The following is an 8,644-nucleotide window of genomic DNA, read 5'->3' on the forward strand; positions in this document are numbered from 1 at the left end:
GTTCTGTATCGGTAAGTCGGTATATTTAAAAAATCGCTGATATAATTTCATTTATCGTCACGCGACATCAAAAAAGAGCTATTCTCAAACGATGAGAATAGCTCTTTTTTCTTATGCAACTTTTTCTTTCGAAGTAATTCCACGAATTTCATCAGCAGAACGAATTGGGTATTTGCGGAACACAATGGATCCGACGTATCCGACAATCGTGGTAACGATTCCACATAACACGGTAGCAATTGTAACCTTTATTACATCATTAAATCCGAATAAGACAAGAAGTCCTGGAATTGGTGATGCTGTCCCTGGTGCATTATTAACGAGCTGGAATAGCGACGTGATAATACCGGCAAGCGCACCGCCAACAAAGTTTGTCATATAGATAGGAATTGGGTTTGCTGAGACAACATCAGCTTGTGTTAAAGGCTCGATTGCGACAGCGATTGTGTCTTTCTTTGAACAAATTTTTAGTCGTTTAAAGAAAATAAAATTCATTGGGGCAGAAGCTGCTACGGCAAGACTACCAATGGCCATTGGTAAACCTGTTAGTCCAAGCATTGCAGTTAGTGCCATAGAACTTAATGGAGATGTAGAAATAACTGTTATTAATCCACCAAGCATAATGCCCATAATAATAGGACTTTCTGTAGTTGCAATTGAAATCATAGAACCGATTTTTCCGAGCGTTGCGTTAACGAGAGGGTCCATAAGCATCGCCATTCCACGTGAAATTGGTGCAGCGATAAATAAGATTGCTAAAAATTCTACACCAGCTGGTAATTTCTTTTCGAGAAATTTCACGACGAATGCACAAACGTATCCAGCGAAAAATCCTGGTAAAATGCCGAATCCACTAGTAGCGATACCAATTAAAACAGCGTATACGGGTGAAACACCGATTGCCAGCGCTACTAAAATAGCCGCTGCGACACCACTCATGCTACCAGAAGCTTCTCCTACCGATTGTAAAAAGTCATTATGAAACATTTCTCCACCAATATAACGGTGAAACGCCTCAATAAGAAAGCTCGCGATTGCTGCATTAGCTAAAGCACCCATTGCTTTCATTCCGTAAGGAGCGCGGTAACTAAAAAGTGTAAATAGACAAAGTACAACGAGTAATAGTGCTAAACCTTGTAAGATAGCCATTTGAAAACTGTCTCCTTTGATTTTTGTAATAAAAATTTGTATCATTCAATAATAATATAAAAGTTCGTTAAACGGAAAAAAAATTATTGGGAAATTGCTGTAAGGTGAAAGACCCTTACAATAATGTAAGGGAAGTGTAAGACATTTCGATAGAGTATAGTATGCCATTTTTCGTATAATACAGGTATAGACATACGGTTAGCGAGAAAGAAGTGCAAACAGGAGGCGCATGTATGAAATTAGTAATTAAAGTTTTAGCTGTGTTCGCCATTATTTTAGGTGGTACAGCATATTATTTAAACTCAAAAACAGAAGGTGTGCATGCTTTTGTAGACAACTTCTTTTCAAATAAAGAAATACAAGATTATTATGCAGTTATAGATAAAGGTGAGAAAAAAGGCGATGAATATTTGTATACATTTAATGGATATACAGAAGACGGAAAGCTACAAGTTATTAAAAGAATGGTGAATCGTGAATTGCATACAGGTGCTTTTATAAAAATTTATGCAAAAGGTATGCAAGGAAAAGGGTGGGCTGAAATTCCGAAAGAGTCAATTCCACAAAAAGCACTGCAAAAAATAGAAAAACCATAAAAGGAGCGAATCGTTCGCTCCTTTTTTAATGCGTTAAAATAGTGATAGATGTATTTTCTTTGTTAGAAATAATTTTTGCATGCCCGCCAATTGGGAAAGTGAAAATTGGAGTTGTATGTCCGAAACTTGCGTTTGCAATGATAGGTAAATGTTTAAGCTCAGGTTTTGAAGCAATCATCTCTTGGATGTCCTCTATCGTACATTCCGCTCCTTTTTGCATCATTCCTATAACAATGCCCTTTACGTATTCAAAATCAGTTTGCTGCATAAGAGAGTGTAAATATCGATCGAAAGTTTTAAGTGTAGCTTTTCCCGTTAAACTATCTTCTTCAAGAAATAAAACTTTATCTCGTAAGCTTGGCATATATGGTGTACCTTGCAATAAATTAAATGTACTCATATTGCCACCAATAATAGTTCCTGTTGCTTCGCCTTCTTGAATCGAAACATATCCTTCATTTTTAATAAACCCTCGATTTTCTTGATCAATATACCAAGAATCATCGCTCCACGTTTCAGCCGGCAGTACTTCAATAGGTTCATGAGAAGTTAAGCACTTTAAAAAGTAATCGGTCGTATAATCGAGTCCTTTCTCCATTCCAAATGAAGAGAAGTGAGGACCTGAATATGTAATTAAGCCTGTTTTCGTATAAAGAGCATTATTTAAAGCAGTAATATCAGAATAGCCACAGAAAAATTTCGGGTTTTCACGAATTAAATTATAATCGAGGTGTTTTAACAAACCGTTAGAGTTGTATCCTCCAAGTGTCGTCAAAATTGCTTTTACATTAGGGTCTGAGAATGCTTCATGAAGATCTTGAACTCGCGAAGAAATAGAGGATGAAGAAAAGCGGTCTATCTCATCAGCGTTTTTTGAGAACGTAACGTGGAATCCCATGTCGGTCAATCTTTTCGTAGCAAGCTCTTGGTTGCTGGTGGAGACAATACTTAAACTGCAAGACGGTGAAATAACCCTTATTTCATCACCTTTTTTTAATTTTGTTGGTAACATTAGATTCGCCCCTTAAAATGAAAGAATATTTAGATTTAAAAAATATTTTATCATATGAAATAAAGTGAAGATGAATTATTTTTTGAAAAGGAGTTTTCCTGATTTTTCAGCAGACAGACAGAGTCTTTTTTTGATATGATAGGAAAAGTGATTTATTATAAGTAGTATTTAATATCTATAACATTTGAAAGGTGTGCAAGACGTGAAGAAACAACTTGCAGGCTTGCCGGTACACGTTCATTTCGTAACAGAAATCCGTGAAGGGGCGAGGAAGGAAACCGTTGCTTTTGAAGCAAATGGTCAATACTATGTAAAAGGTCAAGGTACATATGTAACATTCCAAGAGCCGAACGAACAAGGCGAAGTGAAAACAATTATTAAAATTCAAGATGAACAAGTTCTCATTATGCGTTCAGGTGCTATTTCTATGCGTCAGACGCATGTGAAAGGTGAATGGACAACTGGTACGTATACGAGTGAACTTGGTACGTTTGCATTGCAAACGAAAACTGATAACGTTCTTTTTAAATGGTCGGATGAAAAGAAAAAAGGACAACTCTTCCTAACGTACGCATTGCTTCTAAGTGAACAAGAAGCTGGCAGATATACAATTACAATTAATTTGAAGGAGGCAAAATAATGAATTCTTTAGAACAAGTAAAAGGATTGATTAAAGAAGAAATTCAAGCTGCTGTATTAAAGGCAGAATTAGCGACAGAAGAACAAATTCCAAACGTTGTATTAGAATCTCCAAAAGATAAAACAAATGGTGACTTCTCTACAAATATGGCAATGCAACTTGCACGCGTTGCAAAAAAAGCACCTCGCATGATTGCAGAAGAATTAGTTGCAAACTTCGATAAAGCAAAAGCTTCCATTGAAAAAATTGAAATCGCTGGTCCTGGTTTCATTAACTTCTACATGGATAATAGCTACTTAACAGACTTAATCCCAACAATCGTCAACGCTGGTGAAGCTTACGGTGAAACGAATACTGGTAAAGGTGAAAAAGTACAAATTGAGTTCGTATCTGCGAATCCAACAGGTGACCTTCACTTAGGACATGCACGTGGTGCGGCAGTAGGTGACACTTTATGTAACGTATTAGCAAAAGCAGGATACGATGTATCTCGTGAGTACTACATTAATGATGCCGGTAACCAAATTCATAACTTAGCTCTTTCAGTTGAAGCTCGTTACATGCAAGCTTTAGGTTTAGAGAAAGAAATGCCAGAAGACGGTTACCATGGTGCGGACATCATTGGAATCGGTAAACGTTTAGCAGAAGAGTTTGGCGATCGTTATGCAAAAGCTGATGCTGAAGAAAGCTATGAATTCTACCGTGAATATGGTTTGAAATATGAGTTAGCAAAACTTCAAAAAGACTTAGAAAGCTTCCGTGTTAAATTTGATGTATGGTTCTCAGAAACATCATTATACAAAAACGGAAAAATTAATCAGGCTCTTGCTGTATTAAAAGAGCGTGAAGAAATCTTTGAAGAAGACGGAGCAACTTGGTTCCGTTCAATGACTTACGGTGACGACAAAAACCGTGTATTAATTAAAAACGACGGTTCTTACACGTACTTAACGCCAGATATCGCTTACCATCGCGACAAATTAGAGCGTGGTTTCGATAAGCTAATCAATATTTGGGGTGCTGACCACCATGGTTACATTCCTCGTATGAAAGCTGCTATTCAAGCGCTAGGTTATGATAAAGAAACACTGGAAGTAGAAATCATCCAAATGGTACAACTGTACCAAAATGGTGAAAAAATGAAGATGAGTAAGCGTACAGGTAAAGCAGTTACACTTCGTGAGCTTATGGAAGAAGTAGGCGTGGACGCAATGCGTTACTTCTTCGCAATGCGTAGTGGCGATTCTCATTTAGACTTCGATATGGACTTAGCTGTATCAAAATCTAATGAAAACCCAGTATACTATGCACAATATGCTCATGCTCGCGTATGCAGTATCCTTCGTCAAGGTGAAGAGTTAGGATTAGCTACAGGCGGAGACGTGAATTACAAACTTGTTACTTCTGAGAAAGAAGTAGAGTTACTGAAAAAACTTGGTGAATTCCCAGCTGTAGTTGCGGATGCAGCGCAAAAACGTCTGCCACACCGCATTACAAGTTATGCATTTGAATTAGCAGCAGCATTACACAGCTTCTACAATGCAGAAAAAGTATTAAACCAAGATAACTTAGAACTAAGTAAAGCTCGTTACGAATTAATGAAAGCAGTACGCACTACACTTCAAAACGCATTAGCAATCGTAGGAGTATCTGCACCAGAGAAAATGTAATAGACAAAAGAAAAGCACCGGAAAGTCGTATGAGGAGAACCGCACGTACGGCTTGATGAAGGAAAGCTGAAACAGAAAAAGAGATGGCAAAGCTATCTCTTTTTCTGTTTCAGTTTTTTACTCTAAATATATGTTATGGTGATGAAGTGAAAATAGAAAACTAACAATTAACTATTGATTTTTAGGGGCAATTCTAGAATAATAGGTTGTTGGGAGTGAAATTTCCAAAAATCAGCATATGTATTATTAGTTGGTGGAAAGTTACTGGGAAATGGTGTGATTGTTGTAAAAACCATTGTTACAGCTAGGCCAAATACTAAAATAACGATTCATCTAACCAAGTATTTAAACAATTAGTAATTGATCATGAAAACTTCCAACCTAGTCAAGAAACTAGGGGGTTATGTTTAAAAATAGTACAATTAAAGTTTTCATGATTTGATAAAAATAATGAAAGGATATAAATCTCTCTGTTTTAATATTATCATCATATATAAGCTCATTTTAATTCTTCGACATAGCCATGGAACCCAGTAGGCAAAGTATTTTTTCTCGACACTCATTTATATACTCCAAAAATGAAAAGGCTGAATTGCGTATTTCTATATGATTTACATGAAATCAGTTGACAATCATACTCTTTTTAGTTACTCCCAAATTCGTTCCACTGTATTTAAATTTGGAGAATATGGCGTTCATCTTGCATAGGCAACTAATACTTCATCCAGAGCATTTTTAATTATATAATGCTGGCGGTGGAACGCTTTTTGTTCTACTTGTTTAGGTGTGTAGGTCGGTTGTGTAACAAAACATTTTAACCTATGGCCAATTTCACCTCAACTCATAATGGCAGAAATGCATCTTCAATAACACCTTTTAGAATACGAGTATCCAAGTATGTTTCACAGTTTTAATCTTCTTCGGCTGATATGCTTATAGATTACACTTCTTGTTATTCTTTAGGAGGATAAGTAAGGAAGTTGACCAAATGCATATTTACCGTGAAGTAGCTCTTCCATATTTGTCGGCAATGAAATTTTGTATTTATAGGGCAAACGTTTGCGCTCGGTATGAAGAAATTTCGGAAATCCTACGGCATAATAAGATGAATGACTGTCATGAGTTTTATCGTGAATGCTTTTCGAATTGCCTTCTTCTAGCTTTGAAGTTATTCTGTGGTCCGTTCATGTGTACTTGTAATTTGAATTTCTTTATCAAGATTTTTCCTGTCCTGTATCTGTTTTTGTTAAACGGTATAGGCTAGAAGTAAAATGTCGGAGAAATTAGATGAATCTATATAAGAGTCAAACTTCAAGTTTCTAAATAATAGAAGGGTTGAAAAAAGAGAAAAAGATGATAATAGCTATCAAACACATTTTAGTAAAGTGGCTTAATGACATTGAATAGTAGAATCTTTGTCATAGTATGTTTGCACCAGAATCTATCTGCATTTAATTTTATGGGGGGAATCACACAAGTATGTATTTAAAAAGAATAACTTCGATTTTTTCGATTATAATGATCTTTATGTTTACTATAGGTCAGAGTCTTTTACCTATAGTAGCAAATGCACAAGAGCTAAACACAGCAGGGCTTGTGGATAATTTTACGATAGACAACAAAAATCTACAGACCGGAGAATCGACAAGCGTAACTGTAAACTTCAGTGAAAAAAATGGAGTTAGGCTGAAGCCTGGAGACACACTAACATTAACACTGCCTCCAGAATTAGAAGGATTTAAGAGCACGATTTATTTAAAGGATTATGGTATTTGTAAAGTAAATGCAGGTACTGTGGTATGTACATTTAATGAAAAAGTAGATGCATATGAAAATATTCTAGGGAATTTATACTTTAATGTGACAGCCACTGGTGTAGGAACTGATCAAAAGGAAGAGATTAAAACCAATTTCGGTACAAATTTAGATAAGCAAGGTGTAACAATTACCGGCCCAAAAGGTGGCGGTGGTACAGACCCTGGAGAGAACCCGTTTTTCTATAAAGCTGGAGATATGCGCGGTGATGAAAATGAAGTACGCTGGTTCTTAAATATAAACTTAGATAAAAAAGAGTTAAGTCGCGATATTGTTGTGACTGATAAATTACAAGAAGGCCAAACACTTAATAAGGATAGTTTCTATATAACTGTTAATGATTATCTAGGTAATCGAAGTTTAGCGCTAAAGGATTTTGAAAGCCAAGGTTATGGAAAGATTACCTTTACTAGTGACAACTCATTTAAAGTTGTGCTTTCTCAAAGTAAAGCACGTCTTGCCTCTTTTACGGTTCAATATACATCTACTATAACGGAAGCTGGAAAGAAGCAAGATTACTTTAAGAATGATTATACGATTGATTACCAAATTCTACACAAGGACCCGGTTTCTGATTCGGGCACTGCCCAAACTAAAAATATGTCAGGTGGCGGTGATATTGACGGCAACCAAGTCCCAAAAGGAAAGCTGAAAATTGTTAAACATATTGAAGGAAATAAAGAAAAAGTAATCCCAAATGTTTCATTTAAGTTGTATAAAGAGTCGGGTGAACAAGTTGGGGGCGAATATAAAACAAATGAAAAAGGGATAGTTGAAACGCCTCAATTATCACCAGGTAAATATTATGTACAAGAGGTTTCAGCTCCAGACTATATTGATTTCGATCCTCAGAAAAAAGTAGAGTTTGAAATAAAATCAGATGCTGAAAATGGAGTCGAACTGGATATTCCAAATAAAGTGAAAACTACATCTGTTGCAGGGACGAAAACGTGGAAAGGCGATAACGAGAAAGATCGTCCAAGTTCAATTAAAGTAGAATTACTACAAAATGAGAAAGTAGTAGACACGAAAGAAGTAACAGCGGCAGATGGTTGGAAATACAAATTTGACAACCTAGCAGCGTATGATGCAAATGGAGTAGCGTACAAGTATGAAGTAAAAGAACAACCGATAGATGGATACACAACAGAAGTAAACGGTTATGACATTACAAATACAAAAGTGGTACAAACAACCAAAGTAGAAGGAACGAAAACATGGAAGGACGGAAATGCGGAAGGTCGTCCAACGATGATTAAAGTAGACTTACTACAAAACGGTACAGTGATTGCGACGCAAGAAGTAAGCGAAGCAACAGGCTGGAAATATGAATTTAAAGATTTGGCGATAAACGATGCAGACGGAAAAGCATATAAGTATGAAGTGAAAGAACAAGCAGTAGACGGATACGAATCAAAAGTCAATGGTTATGACATCACGAATACAAAAGTGGGCAAGACATCAGTTGCAGGAACGAAGACGTGGAAAGGTGGCACAGAGGAAGAGCATAAAGCCATCAAAGTAGACTTACTACAAAACGGTACAGTGATTGCGACACAAGAAGTAAGCAAAGAAACAGGTTGGAAGTATGAATTTAAAGATTTAGTAGCGTTCGATGAAAATGGAAAAGCATACAAGTATGAAGTGAAAGAACAACCGGTAGATGGATACGAATCAAAAGTCAATGGTTATGACATCACGAATACAAAAGTGGGCGAAACGAAAGTAGAAGGAACAAAGACTTGGAACGATAACAACGCAA

The 8,644-nt window shown here is 36.4% G+C and carries 6 protein-coding genes; 4 read left to right on the forward strand and 2 right to left on the reverse strand.

Annotated elements, in window-relative coordinates; all coding sequences use genetic code 11:
• Positions 1-111 precede the first annotated feature (111 nt).
• Positions 112-1,149 (reverse strand): PTS sugar transporter subunit IIC, encoded by a 1,038-nt coding sequence (locus BAU28_RS20925; protein ID WP_071719837.1) that lies wholly within the window; start codon positions 1,147-1,149, stop codon positions 112-114.
• Positions 1,150-1,382: 233 nt separating this feature from the next.
• Between BAU28_RS20925 and BAU28_RS20930 the strand changes: the two genes are divergently transcribed.
• Positions 1,383-1,745 (forward strand): YxeA family protein, encoded by a 363-nt coding sequence (locus BAU28_RS20930; protein WP_002174401.1) that lies wholly within the window; start codon positions 1,383-1,385, stop codon positions 1,743-1,745.
• 25 nt (positions 1,746-1,770) lie between these two features.
• Here BAU28_RS20930 and BAU28_RS20935 read toward each other — a convergent pair whose 3' ends face one another.
• Positions 1,771-2,757 carry a S66 family peptidase gene (locus tag BAU28_RS20935; protein WP_071719838.1) on the reverse strand — a complete coding sequence of 329 codons (987 nt, stop codon included), beginning with the start codon at positions 2,755-2,757 and terminating at the stop codon, positions 1,771-1,773.
• A 202-nt stretch (positions 2,758-2,959) separates the two neighbouring features.
• Here BAU28_RS20935 and BAU28_RS20940 point away from each other — a divergent pair, with 202 nt between their 5' ends.
• From BAU28_RS20940 to BAU28_RS20950, 3 genes are all read left to right on the forward strand, one after another.
• A complete protein-coding gene (locus tag BAU28_RS20940; protein WP_000744343.1) occupies positions 2,960-3,397 on the forward strand; it encodes a YwiB family protein in 438 nt (145 codons plus the stop codon).
• A complete protein-coding gene (gene argS, locus BAU28_RS20945) occupies positions 3,397-5,067 on the forward strand; it encodes an arginine--tRNA ligase (protein WP_071719839.1) in 1,671 nt (556 codons plus the stop codon). Before BAU28_RS20940 ends, argS begins: the two co-directional genes overlap by 1 nt.
• Positions 5,068-6,546: 1,479 nt before the next feature.
• On the forward strand, positions 6,547-8,644 hold a 2,098-nt coding region (locus BAU28_RS20950; protein WP_116500421.1), incomplete at its 3' end, for a Cna B-type domain-containing protein.

It is taken from the genome of Bacillus paramycoides, from assembly GCF_001884235.1.
GTDB classification, from domain to species: domain Bacteria; phylum Bacillota; class Bacilli; order Bacillales; family Bacillaceae_G; genus Bacillus_A; species Bacillus_A paramycoides.